Annotated in this window: 16 protein-coding genes and 1 pseudogene; 4 read left to right on the top strand and 13 right to left on the bottom strand. The window is 51.0% G+C overall.

Going from position 1 to position 14,577, the window contains the following annotated elements; all coding sequences use genetic code 11:
* Positions 1-61: 61 nt before the first annotated feature.
* From potF to AC0IXH_RS09745, 5 genes are all read right to left on the bottom strand, one after another.
* Entirely contained in the window at positions 62-1,171 is a 1,110-nt protein-coding gene (gene potF / locus AC0IXH_RS09725) for a spermidine/putrescine ABC transporter substrate-binding protein PotF (RefSeq protein ID WP_013201490.1), read from the bottom strand.
* 429 nt (positions 1,172-1,600) lie between these two features.
* The gene (locus AC0IXH_RS09730; protein WP_013201489.1) at positions 1,601-2,080 is read right to left on the bottom strand and encodes a YbjN domain-containing protein; all 480 of its coding nucleotides are present in this window, start codon (positions 2,078-2,080) and stop codon (positions 1,601-1,603) included.
* A gap of 86 nt (positions 2,081-2,166) precedes the next feature.
* Positions 2,167-3,069, bottom strand: coding sequence for a 30S ribosomal protein S6--L-glutamate ligase (rimK, locus tag AC0IXH_RS09735; RefSeq protein ID WP_105759333.1), 903 nt, complete (start codon positions 3,067-3,069; stop codon positions 2,167-2,169).
* A gap of 17 nt (positions 3,070-3,086) precedes the next feature.
* On the bottom strand, positions 3,087-3,809 hold the full coding sequence (nfsA, locus tag AC0IXH_RS09740) for an oxygen-insensitive NADPH nitroreductase (RefSeq protein WP_471720367.1): 723 nt from the start codon (positions 3,807-3,809) through the stop codon (positions 3,087-3,089).
* Positions 3,793-4,074: a DUF1418 family protein gene (locus AC0IXH_RS09745; RefSeq protein WP_346566012.1), complete on the bottom strand. Its 282-nt coding sequence runs from the start codon at positions 4,072-4,074 to the stop codon at positions 3,793-3,795. The genes nfsA and AC0IXH_RS09745 overlap by 17 nt, the downstream gene beginning before the upstream one ends.
* Positions 4,075-4,274: 200 nt before the next feature.
* Here AC0IXH_RS09745 and AC0IXH_RS09750 point away from each other — a divergent pair, with 200 nt between their 5' ends.
* The gene (locus AC0IXH_RS09750) at positions 4,275-4,538 is read left to right on the top strand and encodes a GrxA family glutaredoxin (RefSeq protein ID WP_013201485.1); all 264 of its coding nucleotides are present in this window, start codon (positions 4,275-4,277) and stop codon (positions 4,536-4,538) included.
* Positions 4,539-4,663: 125 nt separating this feature from the next.
* On the opposite strand, the gene ybjM is transcribed toward AC0IXH_RS09750, so the two are convergent.
* Entirely contained in the window at positions 4,664-5,044 is a 381-nt protein-coding gene (gene ybjM / locus AC0IXH_RS09755; protein WP_013201484.1) for an inner membrane protein YbjM, read from the bottom strand.
* An 860-nt stretch (positions 5,045-5,904) separates the two neighbouring features.
* Between ybjM and ybjG the strand changes: the two genes are divergently transcribed.
* A complete protein-coding gene (gene ybjG / locus AC0IXH_RS09760) occupies positions 5,905-6,510 on the top strand; it encodes an undecaprenyl-diphosphate phosphatase (RefSeq protein WP_346566010.1) in 606 nt (201 codons plus the stop codon).
* A gap of 492 nt (positions 6,511-7,002) precedes the next feature.
* On the top strand, positions 7,003-8,286 hold the full coding sequence (locus AC0IXH_RS09765; RefSeq protein WP_013201482.1) for an HAAAP family serine/threonine permease: 1,284 nt from the start codon (positions 7,003-7,005) through the stop codon (positions 8,284-8,286).
* Between the two features lie 53 nt (positions 8,287-8,339).
* Here the strand turns inward: AC0IXH_RS09765 and AC0IXH_RS09770 are convergent, their stop codons facing one another.
* Complete coding sequence (locus tag AC0IXH_RS09770) at positions 8,340-9,542, bottom strand: serine hydrolase (RefSeq protein WP_013201481.1); 1,203 nt, start codon at positions 9,540-9,542, stop codon at positions 8,340-8,342.
* A 273-nt stretch (positions 9,543-9,815) separates the two neighbouring features.
* Here AC0IXH_RS09770 and AC0IXH_RS09775 point away from each other — a divergent pair, with 273 nt between their 5' ends.
* Positions 9,816-10,472: an HAD family hydrolase gene (locus AC0IXH_RS09775; protein WP_134823800.1), complete on the top strand. Its 657-nt coding sequence runs from the start codon at positions 9,816-9,818 to the stop codon at positions 10,470-10,472.
* 68 nt (positions 10,473-10,540) lie between these two features.
* On the opposite strand, the gene AC0IXH_RS09780 is transcribed toward AC0IXH_RS09775, so the two are convergent.
* The 6 genes and pseudogenes from AC0IXH_RS09780 to AC0IXH_RS09805 all read right to left on the bottom strand — a co-directional run bounded on the left by AC0IXH_RS09780 (position 10,541) and on the right by AC0IXH_RS09805 (position 14,431).
* The gene (locus AC0IXH_RS09780) at positions 10,541-11,653 is read right to left on the bottom strand and encodes a PQQ-dependent sugar dehydrogenase (RefSeq protein WP_013201479.1); all 1,113 of its coding nucleotides are present in this window, start codon (positions 11,651-11,653) and stop codon (positions 10,541-10,543) included.
* Between the two features lie 115 nt (positions 11,654-11,768).
* Positions 11,769-12,431: a DUF3313 domain-containing protein gene (locus AC0IXH_RS09785; RefSeq protein WP_013201478.1), complete on the bottom strand. Its 663-nt coding sequence runs from the start codon at positions 12,429-12,431 to the stop codon at positions 11,769-11,771.
* A 205-nt stretch (positions 12,432-12,636) separates the two neighbouring features.
* Complete coding sequence (locus AC0IXH_RS09790; protein WP_053145847.1) at positions 12,637-12,966, bottom strand: DUF1493 family protein; 330 nt, start codon at positions 12,964-12,966, stop codon at positions 12,637-12,639.
* Positions 12,960-13,418 (bottom strand): STM2901 family protein, encoded by a 459-nt coding sequence (locus tag AC0IXH_RS09795; protein ID WP_134823798.1) that lies wholly within the window; start codon positions 13,416-13,418, stop codon positions 12,960-12,962. Before AC0IXH_RS09795 ends, AC0IXH_RS09790 begins: the two co-directional genes overlap by 7 nt.
* 174 nt (positions 13,419-13,592) lie before the next feature.
* Complete coding sequence (locus AC0IXH_RS09800) at positions 13,593-14,084, bottom strand: Hcp family type VI secretion system effector (protein ID WP_346594953.1); 492 nt, start codon at positions 14,082-14,084, stop codon at positions 13,593-13,595.
* A 32-nt stretch (positions 14,085-14,116) separates the two neighbouring features.
* Positions 14,117-14,431, bottom strand: a pseudogene (locus AC0IXH_RS09805) (DUF1493 family protein).
* Positions 14,432-14,577 lie beyond the last annotated feature (146 nt).

Here is a 14,577-nt window from a genome sequence, read left to right on the forward strand (position 1 = left end):
AGAGGCCAGTCACTGCGCCTCTGTTGCACGATCAAAAGTGAGTCAAATCCACTAATGTCTGTTACTTACCACTTTTAACTTTAGTCCATGCGCGCGTACGCACACGGTCAAGTTTCGGATCCTGTACTTTCAGCACGAACAGTTTCGCCATGGTTTCTGGCGTTGGGAAGATGCCAGGGTTGTTGCGGATATCTTCATTGATCAGCGGAACGGAAGCTTTGTTTCCGTTGGCATAGAACACCTTGTTAGAGACGTCAGCAATGACCTTCGGCTCCATCAGATAGTTGAGGAACTGGTAAGCTTCATCGACATTTTTGGCATCTTTAGGGATCGCCAGCATATCGAAGAACGCCAGCGCACCTTCTTTAGGAATGCTGTACGCCAGGTGAACGCCGTTTTTCGCTTCAATCGCGCGGTTTTTCGCCTGCAGAACGTCACCCGCCCAGCCAATCGCCACACAGGTGTTGCCATTTGCCAGGTCGTTAATGTACTGAGAAGAGTGGAAATAACGGATGCTTGGACGCAGCTTCAGCAGCAGGTCGGTGGCCGCACCAGAATAATCTTTAGGATCGGTGCTGTTCGGATCTTTGCCGAGGTAGTTCAGTACGGTGGCGAAGATCTCTTCCGGTGCATCGAGGAACGAGACGCCGCAGCTTTTCAGTTTTTCCAGGTTTTCCGGTTTCAGCACCAGATCCCAGCTGTCGACCGGGGCATCTTTGCCCAGCGCCGCTTTAACTTTATCGACGTTATAGCCGATACCGGTGGTCGCCCACAGGTAAGGGATGGCGTATTTGTTGCCCGGATCGTGCTGATCCAGCTTTTTCAAAATGTCCGGATCGAGGTTTTTGTAATTAGGCAGTTTGCTCTTATCCAGAGGCTGGAAGACGCCGGACTGCAGCTGACGCGCCAGGAAGCTGGAAGACGGCACCACCACGTCATAACCGGTGCTACCGGCCATCAGCTTGCCTTCGAGCACTTCGTTGGAGTCAAACACGTCATAGACCACTTTGATACCGGTTTGTTTTTCAAAGTTCGGTACGGTATCCGGGGAAATATAGTCTGACCAGTTATAGACATGCAGCGTCTTATCAGCAGCACCTGCGCCAGCGGAAGCCGCCATCAACACGCCAGCAACCACACCTGACAACCATTTCTTACGTTGGTTGAACATGTTTTCCATTCTCCTGAACAGGGATAATTACAAACAGAGGCACAGGCTCAGCCGGCCAGAACATGGCCCTATAATGAATGACTATTCATGGTGCTGTTAAATAGAAAAAACCTATACCTGAAGCGACGTTGCATGCGAAATGCAGCCTGGCAAGAATAGCCCCCCTGCTGCCCTCAGGCCAGCCCTCCGCGTAAAAAACGCCTTTTATCGATTTTTAATGCATGTTTCCTCTATGTGATACGCCAAAGGTGGCATAAACGGCGACAGATATCTGGCATTTTAGGCTATAAAGCAGAATAAAAAATGGTTGTTCAGGCGAATCAACTGGGGAAAATAGCAACAGTTAAAGGAGAGTGAATAAATAAACGGCAGGCAAAGCGGAGGACGGGTTAATCAGCGATCAACCCGACAGAGAAGAGAGGATGGAATTTAGTGCAGGATCGAATGGGAAGAGACGATTTCGGTACGGTCGTCTTCCTCGCCTGGGATCAACAGTTGGTTGGCAAACGCTTCCAGAACCACCATCGAGATTTGCTCTTCACTCTGCTTCATAAAGTGCGCAAATTGCCCGTAGGTGATGCCCGCAGCGACCGTCAATGACTGGCAAACGATCAGCTTAGGCAAGTTGTCATCCTGAATATCCAGGAAGGCCTTAATGGTCAGCGAGCTGGCGTTGATCTGCGAAAGATCGCCAACCAGCGGGATCAGCGCAGTAGGTTTAACCTCAGCCAGCGCTGAAAACAGAATGACGTTGTCGACCAAATCGAGCTTGGCATCAAACACCCCGTCGAAATTTTGCATATGCGGCAGGTGAAGCGCCTGACAAGAGTCGCACTCAAACCAGGTGATGCTTTGCTGATCCAGCCAACGTCGTATCACGTCAATATCTGGAACGACGAGTGAATCCATGTGCTTTCTCTCTTACCGCCTTAAAATTGCGGCCTAGCTTACGGAAAAACGCCGTTAAACACCACGATTGTGACAGAAATATGCGCTTATCCGCCGGTTTTCAGACAGAAGCCGGGGCGCGCCTGTTGCTCAATCCAGCCAATCATCATTGCGGCAATATCCAAACCGGTTGTCTTTTCAATTCCTTCCAGCCCGGGAGAGGCGTTCACTTCCATCACCAGCGGCCCACGTTTCGCCCGCAAAATATCCACGCCCGCCACGTCCAGTCCGAGCGTGGCCGCCGCGTTAATCGCCATTTCGCGCTCGCGTCCGGTAATTTCGATGCTGCGTGCGGTGCCGCCGCGATGAAGGTTAGAACGGAAATCACCTTCTTTCGCTGACCGCTCAATGGCCGCCACTACTTCACCGCCAATCACCAGGCAGCGAATATCCCGACCTTCAGCTTCTTTAATGAATTCCTGCACCAGAATATGCGCATTCAGTCCACGGAAAGCATCGATAACGCTTTCGGCTGCCTGACGCGTTTCCGCCAGCACCACACCAATTCCCTGAGTGCCCTCCACCAGCTTCACCACCAGCGGTGCGCCACCGACCATTTTAATCAAATCGCTGGTGTCATCAGGCGAATGGGCAAAGCCGGTAACCGGCATATCAATGCCCTGCCGCGCCAGCAACTGCAGCGACCGCAGCTTGTCCCGCGCGCGGGTGATGGCCACAGACTCATTCAACGGATAGCTGCCACAGACTTCAAACTGGCGTAGCACCGCCGTGCCATAAAAGGTGATCGCCGAACCAATGCGTGGGATCACCGCATCAAAATGGGCCAGCTGCTTGCCACGGTAATGAATGGCCGATGAACCGGGATTGATGTTCATATAGCAGGAGAGCGGATCGATCACTTCGACGCTGTGGCCACGCTTTCGCGCGGCCTCAAGCAGACGTTTGCAAGAGTAAAGCGAGCCATCTCGGGAAAGAATCGCTATTTTCACAGCTGCCTCCAGGGAACTTAACGCGTTGCCCAACCCTGCTTATGCAGGTAGTCCAGCATAAACGGACGGCTCTCTTTAACGATGGTTTTCTGGATGTGCTCACTCCAGCTTTCGCGGCGCGGATTGCTCTCGCGGGAAAGATAGTATTCTTCCTGCTCACCATCGTAGGCGGCAAGCACCTGCGCATCAATCGGCTGGTAATGGTTCTCGTGCACCAGCATCGCCAACGGCATACGCGGTTTCAACTGTGGCGTCTGCGCGGGCGTGCCAAGGCAAAGACCAAACAGCGGCAGCACAAATTTCGGCAGGCCCAGGAGTTCGGTCACTTCCGCGATGCTGTTACGGATACCACCAATAAAGACGCCACCCAGGCCGAGGGATTCTGCGGCGAGCATCGCATTTTGTCCCATCAATGCCGTGTCTACGCTGCCTAACAGCAGCTGTTCCGCCAGGCCTAACTGGGCGTCAGGGCAAATCTGCAGCAGGCGATTAAAATCGGCGCAGAACACCCAGAACTCCGCAGCCGTTCCGACATATTTTTGACCGCCGGTCAGGCCAACCAGTTTTTCACGCAGCGCCTTATCGGTAATGCGGATAATGGAAGAACATTGTAAAAAGCTTGAGCTTGAAGCTGACTGAGCGGCTGTCAGAATGGCCTCGCGTTGCGGGTCAGTCATCGGCTGGTCGGTAAACGATCGAATCGATCGGTGCGAGCGCTGTAGCTCAATGGTCGGGGTCATGCTTCTCTCCTGGTTTTACATCATCACGCTTAGCGTTAAAAAGTTCCGGCGCCATCGCTTTAGCCGTGCGCCACATCATCATCAGCGCCGCGGGTAGCATCATCGCAATCCCGACGAAAATCATCACGGTGGCGGCCAGCGGGCCGGAAAAAGGTGCCGGTAAGGGTAGCATCCGGTGCAGCGTGAAGTAAGAGAGCACCAGCAAAATACCCCCCAGCCCTTCCAGCAGTAAAATGGATTTGGGTAGCTGACTAAAAGCACGCATGGAGTATCTCCTCTGTAGGGGGTGCTCTATCCTTTATCAGGTTATTAAAGCCTATCCCGCAGCGTTGTGCATAGCCTGTACGAATCAGATCAACAGGTAATTCCTTCTTCCCTTCCCTGCGTGAAGAGGGCATCATATTCGGCATTAACTGATGAAGTGTGATGTACATCACATAAATTTTGACCTTTGAGGAGAAACCTATGTTTGCAGTGATTTTTGGACGCCCTGGCTGCCCTTACTGTGTCCGTGCGAAAGAGCTGGCTGAAAAGCTGACCGCCGAGCGCGAAGACTTCTCCTTTAGCTATGTGGACATCCACGCCGAAGGGATCACCAAAGCGGACCTGGAAAAAACCGTCGGCAAGCCAGTCGAAACTGTGCCGCAGATTTTCCTCGACGAGAAACACATTGGTGGTTGCACTGATTTCGAAGCTTACGCGAAAGAGAATCTGGGCCTGTTCCAGTAAGATTTCTCCGCTGGCTGTTTCATCAGCCTGCTGAAGGCGTAAAAAAGGTCGATATTTATCGACCTTTTTTATTGCCTGCAGTTTGTCACTTTAGCCTGCTCTTGCCACAGGCCGCGCGTTGGCTGTCAGTGCCTCGTATGATCTTCATCGCCCAGCAACGTGCGGGACAGCATCACCAACAGCGCACCGGATCCACACCAGAAAATCGCACTGGTGATAAAGGCCAGTTCCTGTAACACCGGGCTGGCTGCCGCCAGCGAAAAATGCAGAATAAGCCAGAAAACAGGCGTGGCCAGCAGGGCTCCCGCCAGCGCCACCGTCAGCGGCGCTTCTTTCGAGGTTAAGGCGGCAATTGCCCCAGGCAAGGCAAACATCAGCAGGCCCAGGCGGGGTTTTTCCTGAATAATGCTGTCGACACTCATTTCATATCTCACGGCGACAAAAACGAGGCAGTAAAGGACAAAACAAGCAATGACGCCTGTCCAGGACATCCCTTTAAATACCATAGGATCTTCTCCCGGCTATGTAATTCAGTTAACGAGTAAAAAACTACCGTAACTTACGTCGCGGCGATGACTGGCTGAAAAAGTGATACGAAAGTGTCAAAAACAGTTTTTGATTGCTGGCTGTTATTCAGGGTATCCCGGAATATTACCGCTACTCTGCTGGCAGCGACGCAATATAAGATAAATCCCGATTAACTTCAACAGGTTACTGGTAAACAGGACGTTACATGAGGCAGTAAAAGGTCGCAAAGTTGTTAAATCGAAATGACATGGTGTTTATGAGTGGTGCAGACTTAAGCCTAACCTGCGGTTTTATTGAGAAATTTCTTAAGCGCCAAATTCCCCTAATTTCCGGTTACCCCTTCTTCCTTATGCGAAAAAAAATATTTCTGTGCAGATCAGAACTTTTGCATTTTGCCGCAGTCCTAATTAGTGCCACTGCTTTTCTTTGAAATCCCCTAAATTGTGGAGCCCGTTAATCATATGATTGGCGGGTTTTTTTCTTTCTACTTCAGAGTAATCTTAGTTATTCCGCATGATGATCCCTTTTTTAACACCCCCGAATCTTTGCTCTCCCTTTCTCGGGCTGACAGTAAACTGTCATCAATTCTTAACAAAAGCACAACCAGACCGTCAAATAGGAGAGAGTCTATTTATCTTCTTGTGCGGTGCTTTTATCTTATCTGACTGATCCTGCAAGCCACTTGCCTTCGATGTCACGCAGGACAGCGTACTGGTATCGCCGTTAAGCACCGATGCCGAACGCCTTTTACCCCTTTGATCAACTGGCTGACAGGTTTGGCTGGAGTGTTGGACTTTAGGTGTGTCTTACACCTTTTTAAAACGAGGAATAAATAACGATGGAAGCGCTGAACCGCATGCTTTTTCTGTGGATAAACGCAACGCCGGCCTCACCGGACTGGCTGATTTCCCTGGCAACGTTTATCGCGCGCGACCTGATTGCCATTGTGCCTGTGTTGATAGTCGCCATGTGGCTGTGGGGACCAGAGCGCGAAGTGGGTTCACAGCGTAAGCTGGTGTTGAAAACGGGCATAGCGTTGGGTTATGCGCTGACTATCTCCTGGTGCGTCGGCAATTTATTCCCCCATGCGCGACCTTTTGTGGTGGGTCTGGGTCATCAGTTCCTGCCGCATGCGCCAGATGACTCTTACCCAAGTGACCACGGCACCGCCATTTTCACCTTCGCCATTGCCTTCTTCTGCTGGCATCGTCGCTGGTCAGGTGCCGTGTTATTGCTGATGGGTGCCGCCATTGCCTGGTCACGTATTTACCTTGGCGTCCACTGGCCAATGGATATGCTGGGAGGATTGCTGGTCGGTGCGCTCTCCTGTTTGTTTGCGCAGGTTGCCTGGTTTTTTTGTGGCCGCCGCCTGTTACAGAATATCTCCACGATATATCGACTGCTGTTCGCCTTCCCCATTCGTAAAGGCTGGGTGCGCAATTAGCGGTTGCGGATAAGTGCTTATTCGCTGCATGGTTAAAGAAGCGGCAGTTTTATTGCGCAACGCGATCTCATATTCGGTGAATTTAGCTCTCGTGTTGCGCAAGCCAGGATATTAGTTAACTTTTGCTCCCGCCTTAAAATCTATTGCATTGATTTACATCATATTTAATGTTGGTAAATCGTTAAAAAACGATCAGATGAACATTATTTAACCAACTCCAATCAGTAAAATCCCAGTCTAAAAAACCACAGCAGCAATATAAAACCAGCGTATTTGCCCACCTTAAAAATCCCCTCCAGCATTTATCACTAATAATATTATTGGTATTGTGATTCAGATCGCCAGAAATTCGTTTTCGCCCCCTTCCTTCTTCCATTTCAGATGGTAGAGTGTCGGCCTTTCAGGCAGAGCCTTAAATTAAATTGCGCTGGTTCGCCGCCGTTTTCGCTGTATAGCGCACTTTACTTTACTGTTTTCAAACTGGAGATCATCATGGATTCATCCAAAACGGCTTCACTGCCCCTCGCCAGCGCCGAAGAGGCAGCCAGCTGGCGCAAAAGCGACACCATGTGGATGTTGGGCCTGTACGGCACGGCGATTGGTGCCGGTGTGTTGTTCTTACCGATAAACGCCGGTATCGGCGGGTTGATCCCGCTGCTGATTATGGCGCTTCTGGCGTTCCCGATGACCTTCTTCGCCCATCGCGGTTTGTGTCGCTTTGTGCTGTCCGGACGTGAAGTGGGTGAAGACATCACCGGTGTGGTTGAAGAGCATTTCGGTCAGGGCGCCGGTAAATTGCTCACCCTGCTCTACTTCTTCGCGATCTACCCGATTCTGCTGGTCTACAGCGTGGCGATCACCAATACGGTTGAGAGCTTTATGACCCACCAGCTGCATATGCAGGCGCCGCCAAGGGCGCTGCTGGCCTTAATCCTGATTGTCGGTCTGATGTCGATTGTGCGTTTTGGCAAAGAGATGATCGTCAAAACCATGAGCGTGCTGGTTTATCCGTTTGTGATTGTGCTGATGGCACTGGCGCTGTTTTTGATTCCTCACTGGAACAGCTCCGTTTTCCAGCACGTCAGCTTAGCAGGCAGCGGCAGCAGCTTGTGGATGACATTGTGGTTAGCGATACCGGTGATGGTGTTCTCCTTTAACCATTCGCCGATCATCTCCGCGTTTGCGGTGGCCAAACGTCAGGAATATGGCGAGGAAGCCGAGAAGAAGTGCTCACGCATTCTGGCCCGCAGCCATCTGATGATGGTGGTAACGGTGATGTTCTTCGTATTCAGCTGCGTACTCAGCCTGTCTCCGGAGAATCTTGCCGAAGCCAAAGCGCAGAACATCTCGATCCTCTCCTATCTGGCGAACCACTTTGATACGCCGCTGATGGCCTGGCTGGCACCGATCATCGCCATGGTCGCCATTACCAAATCCTTCCTCGGTCACTATCTTGGTGCGCGTGAAGGCTTCAACGGCCTGATGGTTAAATCTCTCGGTGAGAAAGCGAAAAAGCTGCCGGAAGCGAAGCTGAACCGCATCACCGCCATCTTTATGCTGATCACCACCTGGCTGGTCGCTACCCTGAATCCAAGCATTTTGGGAATGATTGAAACCCTGGGTGGCCCGGTGATTGCCGTGCTGCTGTTCCTGATGCCGATGTATGCCATCAATAAAGTGCCGGCAATGCGTCAGTACAGCGGCAAAATCAGCAATATCTTTGTGGTGCTGGTGGGATTAATCGCGATTTCCGCTATCGCATACGATCTGGTCTGACAGAGATAAAAAAAGGGGCGAATCTCTTCGCCCCTTTCATTTCTTACCGCGCGTCAGGCAAACCATTTGCCGAACCAGCCGGTCATTTTCATCATCACGAAATCCCAGATGCGGCTAATAAATCCCCCCTCATTCACGTCTTCCATTACCACCAGCGGTCGCTGTTCAATCGTTTTGCCATCAAGCTGGAAATCGATATTGCCCACCACCTGATTTTTCTTCAACGGCGCAGTTAGCTGAGGCTGTGAGAGGGTAAAGCTGGCTTTAAGGTTCTTGAGCTGACCTTTCGGCACGGTCACTGAGGCATCGCTGGCGACGCCAAGATTGACCTCTTTCTTTTCGCCATACCACACCCGCTGGGTGGAAAACGGCTTGTCGGCTTTGATTGGCGTGACCGTATCATAGAAGCGGAATCCCCAGGTCAGCAGCTTTTCACTCTCGCGAAAACGCGTGGCATCGGTCGGGGAGCCTAACACCACTGAAATCAGGCGCTGGTCGCCACTGACCGCCGAAGCCACCAGATTATTTCCCGCGCCCGCGGTATGGCCGGTCTTGATGCCATCAACCTGCAGGTTGCTGCTCCACAACAGGCGGTTGCGGTTCTGCTGATGGATGCGGTTAAAGGTGAATTCTTTCTCTTTGTGCAGCGCATATTCTTGCGGAACGTCGCGGATTAACGCCTGGCCAATCAGCGCCATATCTCTGGCCGTGCTGTATTGCCCGTCAGAATCCAGTCCGTGCACGGTTTTGAAGTGGGTATTTTTCAGTCCGAGCGCCTGCACATAGTTATTCATCAGGCTGACAAAGGAGTCCTGACTGCCCGCAACATAATCGGCCAGTGCAATACTGGCGTCATTGCCAGACTGGATAATAATTCCCTTGTTCAGTTCTGAAACGGGAATGCGATCGCCCGGCTTCAGAAACATCAGCGAGGAACCTTGCAGAATGGGGTTACCCGTCGCCCAGGCATCCTTGCCGACGGTCACCATATCGTCGTTGGTAATTTTGCCGGCTTTGATGGCCTGCCCTACCACGTAGCTGGCCATCATTTTTGTCAGGCTGGCAGGGTCAAGACGGTCATCTGCATGGGATTCCGCCAGCACTTTACCGCTGTTGTAATCCATCAGGATCCAGGCTTTAGCATCGATTTGTGGCGCTGCGGGCGCCTCTTCTGCACGGGTTGAGAAGGTGAACAGCAACAGTGAAGTGGTGGCAGTCAGTGTCAAAGCACCGGCGGAAAGGCGTGATTTCTTCATGACGAGACCCAAGTATCCATTTGAAAGACAAGTGTTTTGCAGCGCGGCGGCGGAAACCCTGACACGCTAACGGTTTCTGGCCTTAAAAAGAACAGCATTACTGTAAAGTTATTCAGAGTTTATTAGATAAATCTGGGATATGCCGTTTCGCTGCGCTTTTTTTCGCCGTTTGCGGCCAACAGCACCAGGTGAAATTCCGATTTTTCGCAGAACAGTTAAGTCAGTCACATTTTTCCGCTAACCTGAATAAAGTTTGCCTCAGGAGTAATAACCATGGATTTAGCTTTGTTCGATCTTGATGAAACGTTGATCTGCGAAGACAGCACCGGCCTGTGGCTTCGTTATTTAGTCTCCCAGGGCTTTGCACCGGCCGCGCTGATTGAGCAGGAACGGGCGCTGATGGACCAGTATTATCAGGGTTCCCTGTCGATGGAAGAGTACATGTCCACCACCCTGTCGCCATTAACCGGCATGGGCACGCTTACGGTAACGGGCTGGGTCCGTCGCTTTATTCAGCGGGATATTCTGCCACGGGTTTATCCTTCCGCCCGCGAGAGAATGGCCTGGCATCAGGAACGCGGTGATAAGGTGATGGTGGTGTCTGCCAGCGGAGAACATCTGGTGGTGCCGATTGCCGAACAGCTGGGTGCCCATGGCGCGCTGGCGATTGGCGTGGAAATCGTCGATGACCGCTACAGCGGCCAGACCTACGGCACCATGACCTACAAAGAGGGCAAGGTCACCCGTCTTAATGACTGGCTGGCAGATCAGAGCGAAACCACCTTTGGGAAAACCTGGGCCTACAGTGACTCAATTAACGACCTGGCGTTACTTGAACATGCGGATCATGCCCATGTCATTAACCCCGGCGAACAGTTGCACAGTCTTGCCGAACAGCGTGGCTGGGAAGTGTGTCACTGGGTAAGATAAGCCTGACAAAAATCGGGAAGGCTGAATCAGCCCTCCCGATTTTGCTGACCATACCGTCAAGCCTGCCGTTATTTCGCTAATCCCACCTTAAGCAGCTTGCCGTCCGACTCGTCGGTCAGCACATAAAGATAGCCATCCGGGCCAGCCCGGACATCGCGGATACGCTCACCGCGATCCTTCAACAGGCGCTCTTTCTCTTCGACCTTATCGCCATTGACCGTCAGACGGATCAGACTTTTATCTTTCAGCGCCCCGATAAATAGCGAGTTTTTCCATTGCGGGAAGTGGCCGTTATAGAAGGCCATGCCGCTGATCGCCGGAGACACCTTCCACCAGAACACCGGCTGCACGGTGCCTGGCGCGGTTCCTCCTTTCGAGCCTGGCACTTTCTCACCGCTGTAATCAATTCCCCAGGTCGCCAGCGGCCAGCCGTAATTCTGGCCTTTTCGCGGAATATTCACCTCATCACCACCGCGTGGACCGTGTTCACTTTCCCACATCTCCTTGCTCCACGGATTAAAGGCAAGCCCTTGTGGATTGCGCATACCATAGCTCCAGATTTCAGGTCTGGCGCCCTTCTTACCGACAAAAGGATTATCTTTTGGAATACTGCCATCCGCATTGAGGCGAATAACCTTACCGGTTAAGGCGGTTAAATCCTGCGCTGACGCGGCCTGGAAGTTATCGCCAAAGGTGACGTACAAATAACCTGCCTGATCAAAGGCCAGTCGCGACCCTAAATTGGCCCCGCTGGAGAGTTTCGGTTGCTGGTGGAGTAAATCTTTAAAATCGGTCAGCTGCGTCAGATCTTTGCTGAGCAAGCCGGAGCCCACCACAGCACCGGCACGCCCGTTGTCATCGGCTTCGGTCCAGGTCAGATAGACGCGGCGGTTTTGCGCAAAGTCGGGGGACAGCACGACATCCAGCAGGCCGCCCTGACGTTGCGCCCAGACTTTCGGCACGCCGGTAATCGGTTGCGAGAGTCCTTTCCCCTGTTGCCAGTGCCGTAGCTGGCCCGATCGTTCGGTGATTAATATGCCTTGATTGTCGGGCAAAAAAGCCATCGCCCAGGGATGATCAAGCCCTTGTTGTAACTGCTCGACACTGACCTTTTCGGCCAGTACGGGATGGGAAAACAGGACGGCGCTGGCGAGTAAACAGAGGGGAAACAGACGAGACATACCTTCACTCCTTCAGGTCAATGTTCGTTAAATTTAGTGAAGAAGGCTGAAGACGGGGCTGTTTTTACAAAACATTAAGCGCCGCAAGGGTGCGACGCTTAATGGAAGGTGACGATTAAGGTTGATGCGGGAAGGTGGTGACGTCGTTAATCATGTCATCAGCGCCCTGCTTAAGGTCTTCCAGGGTGACAGGTGCCGAGTTGTTAGGTACGGTTTTGCCATAGGCTTTACGCACCGCTTCCACCACCGGCTTACCGGTTTTGGCATCAATCAGCTGCGCTTCAAGGTAAAGCACGCTATTTTGCGTCCGGTGGCCAGAGGCCGCCATGGTTCCGGCAATCACCGCGGCAACCGGCACCACTTCATAGAACTTCATGTCCTGATTTTCAGCACTGACGGTGGTGATCGCGGTTTTCATAATTAACGTATCTGGGCCCGGGGAACTGACCAGCGGCATTTGCTTAGCGACAGCCGCTTTCAGCCGGGTATCTACGTAGCTTCTCAGGCTATCCAACGTTTGCTGGCTAACGCGTTCGGTAGGTTTCGCCGCAGGGTAATAGACCACCGGGGTGAAATAGATCCCGCGATAATCAGAAGCTTTATAGTCTGGCGAAATCCAACGCAGCGTTGGATGCCCGCTCGGAGATTCGGTTGGTTTCAGTTTGGAATAATCTGAGAGAAACCCAGAATACTGATGGGATTCCGTGACTTTTGAAGAGCATCCGGCCAGAACCGCAATCGCAAGTCCGGCAACAAGACCAAGACGTAACACACGCATGGGGTGTTCCTTTTTCACAGAGGATTAGGCAAAAAAACGTAAGGACAACTGAAGCATAGCGCGTCTTCCGCGCATCACCAGAAAGCGTAAGAGTAAACGTTATGTCGCCATACTTTTACTCGTACCCTGCTCAATTCTTGCCTTTGCAATGGGGCTCACATTCCTGTGGGATTAACCTAAGCCGCGCGTTCTGCGCTAATTTAAGCTAGTCATACAACCATTTTCCGGCTTTTGCTGAATCGATCAACATTCCGACCGTGAAATCGGGAATATCCACCGGTTCGGATTTCTTAAAGGGATTCCAGGAAAAATGAACGTCAGGATAATAGGTTTCAATATGGAAGCTGGACATATCCACATTGAATTCTTCCGAGAAGTCATCGATCAATTCTTCAACATCATCCTGATCTAACTTCACGTCAAAATGAATGCTTGAGGACGCGGTGTAGGTGTCGTATTTCTTCTTCCTGAACATATACACGCCACTCCGGCGGGTCACGAATTCGATAACCCGCTGTTCAATGCTGTCTACCATAACTTGTCGTCACCTCGTGCTATGAAGTTATAATCGCGTAAAGAGCAGTAAGTGATCCTTGATACATCTGCAATCAGAATAACCTCACCGATGAGGGGTATGGTTCGCCCTACGAACGTGCTTACTTTTCTAACCATCTTTAGTTTCACAGTCCATGGCGTATAACCTCCTATCCATGTTGGCATTTTGATCCCAAATGGGAACATCGTATTTTTGAGAAGTCCTCTGACGCTTTTAGACACTCGTGAGGTACCGGGGACGGCGTTTATAGGTTTAGCTCGCGTTGTCTGATCATTAATACCGCTATATAAAGCAACTACAGCAGCGACATCTACTATCCCGAAGTGTTTCGCAGTATTCATCACGAATACCATAAAAAACAACTCAGAGGCGTTAACGTTAGATCGCCCTGCATAGAAATATGTTCCATTAAGTTCCTCAACTGTATCCATACTAATATCCCTTTTTTGCAGACTTAAGATTTGTTTTTTTACAATCAGGTTGGTAAATGACAGGCTTCCATATGATTCTTGGGGTCAAGTAAACCTTAATTGCCCTACAACAATGGCTTTTTAGACTCGCTACTCTCGGATGAAAAAGGGGCAATAGCCCCCTTTCCCTTTGTTTCAAGCCGTTGCCGTTGTACGCTCGTTCCAAGCGTCATGGGCTAACAGATTGCCGTCTTTGTACAGGTGAGTGATCTTCTCGTAGTTCAATGAAACTTCTTCCATGTGACCTGTTCCCGGGCAACCTCGCGTGTCGTGCATAGCAGGACTAACAGAAATCACTTTCACTTTTTCCAGTGTGATTACGTAATACACCACTTCCTGGCCGGCATAGTTGATGTGATAGAAACGAAATTCAGCCGATTTTAGTGTCTGCCCTGTTGCCGCAGCTTTGAAGAGGTAGGGAGAGGAGCTATCAAGCTCCTTGGTGAACTGGAAAGGTGAATGTTGGCGAGTCCCCGTAACCTTCCCTGTCATAGAGTCGGTTGGGAGGGTGATATTGTGATGCAAACTCCTCAGTTCCACACTTCCTTCACGGTGTTTCACCTCGGAAGAACCCCGGATTATAGCGCCGCCATCATCGGTCAAAAATAAGTGTACAGGTACGGCCATTTTGAGCTCCTTGCTTGTGGCTAGTCATACAACTATTTCCCGGCTTTTGCGGATTCAATCATCATCCCGACAGTGAAATCAGGGACGGGAAAAGTTGCACTCTTTTTAAAGACATTCCATGTAAAAGGCATATCAGGGAAATAGGTCTCAATCCTGAATTTTCCTCACTGAACATTAAACTTTTCGAAAAACTCATTCATCAAATCTTCAATTTCAAGCTCATCAATGCTCAGGTCGGTATCAAGGTCAGTCTCAGGCGATAATTTCACCTTCTTAAGATTGAACAGGTACGAGCCAGCATAGGGCCGCACATGCTCATAAACCCGCTGTTCAATGCTGTCTACCATAACTTGTCACTGTCCATTGATAACGCCAACAGCCTCAACAATACTGTTTGCAGCCACTGTTATACCGGTCAAAATCCCAGCAAATCAAACAAATGCCGCCCCTAATCCCGCTTGTTTTGATCTCCCTCAATCCGGCCGGGAATGCC

It is taken from the genome of Erwinia sp. AC075, from assembly GCF_979253995.1.

Coding starts and splice junctions, on each gene's coding strand:
- potF (WP_013201490.1), bottom strand. CDS start 1,171: ATGTTCAACCAACGTAAGAAATGGTTGTCAGGTGTGGTTGCTGGCGTG.
- AC0IXH_RS09730 (WP_013201489.1), bottom strand. CDS start 2,080: ATGGATTCACTCGTCGTTCCAGATATTGACGTGATACGACGTTGGCTG.
- nfsA (WP_471720367.1), bottom strand. CDS start 3,809: ATGACCCCGACCATTGAGCTACAGCGCTCGCACCGATCGATTCGATCG.
- AC0IXH_RS09745 (WP_346566012.1), bottom strand. CDS start 4,074: ATGCGTGCTTTTAGTCAGCTACCCAAATCCATTTTACTGCTGGAAGGG.
- AC0IXH_RS09750 (WP_013201485.1), top strand. CDS start 4,275: ATGTTTGCAGTGATTTTTGGACGCCCTGGCTGCCCTTACTGTGTCCGT.
- ybjM (WP_013201484.1), bottom strand. CDS start 5,044: ATGGTATTTAAAGGGATGTCCTGGACAGGCGTCATTGCTTGTTTTGTC.
- ybjG (WP_346566010.1), top strand. CDS start 5,905: ATGGAAGCGCTGAACCGCATGCTTTTTCTGTGGATAAACGCAACGCCG.
- AC0IXH_RS09765 (WP_013201482.1), top strand. CDS start 7,003: ATGGATTCATCCAAAACGGCTTCACTGCCCCTCGCCAGCGCCGAAGAG.
- AC0IXH_RS09770 (WP_013201481.1), bottom strand. CDS start 9,542: ATGAAGAAATCACGCCTTTCCGCCGGTGCTTTGACACTGACTGCCACC.
- AC0IXH_RS09775 (WP_134823800.1), top strand. CDS start 9,816: ATGGATTTAGCTTTGTTCGATCTTGATGAAACGTTGATCTGCGAAGAC.
- AC0IXH_RS09780 (WP_013201479.1), bottom strand. CDS start 11,653: ATGTCTCGTCTGTTTCCCCTCTGTTTACTCGCCAGCGCCGTCCTGTTT.
- AC0IXH_RS09785 (WP_013201478.1), bottom strand. CDS start 12,431: ATGCGTGTGTTACGTCTTGGTCTTGTTGCCGGACTTGCGATTGCGGTT.
- AC0IXH_RS09790 (WP_053145847.1), bottom strand. CDS start 12,966: ATGGTAGACAGCATTGAACAGCGGGTTATCGAATTCGTGACCCGCCGG.
- AC0IXH_RS09795 (WP_134823798.1), bottom strand. CDS start 13,418: ATGGATACAGTTGAGGAACTTAATGGAACATATTTCTATGCAGGGCGA.
- AC0IXH_RS09800 (WP_346594953.1), bottom strand. CDS start 14,084: ATGGCCGTACCTGTACACTTATTTTTGACCGATGATGGCGGCGCTATA.